We start from the raw sequence: 247 nt of genomic DNA, 5'->3' as shown, positions 1-247 counted from the left end.
GACGGCGACGGCGACCGTCTGGGCGTCGTTACGAAGGACGGCCAGATCATCTACCCGGACCGCCAGCTGATGCTGTTCGCGGAGGAAGTGCTGTCGCGCAATCCGGGCGCGCAGATCATCTACGACGTGAAGTGCACGCGCCATCTCGCGCAGTGGGTGAAGGAGAAGGGCGGCGAGCCGCTGATGTGGAAGACGGGCCATTCGCTGGTGAAGGCGAAGCTGCGCGAGACCGGTGCGCCGCTCGCGG

General features: G+C 66.8%; 1 pseudogene. It reads left to right on the top strand.

From position 1 onward, the window contains the following. Positions 1-247, top strand: a pseudogene (locus R2R70_RS22235) (phosphomannomutase/phosphoglucomutase); the annotation flags it as partial.

The organism is Cobetia sp. SIMBA_158 (genome assembly GCF_046566945.1).
GTDB classification, from domain to species: Bacteria; Pseudomonadota; Gammaproteobacteria; order Pseudomonadales; family Halomonadaceae; genus Cobetia; species Cobetia amphilecti.
The sequence above is the reverse complement of the archived record's forward strand: the minus strand, read 5'-3'. Positions and strand labels throughout refer to the sequence as shown.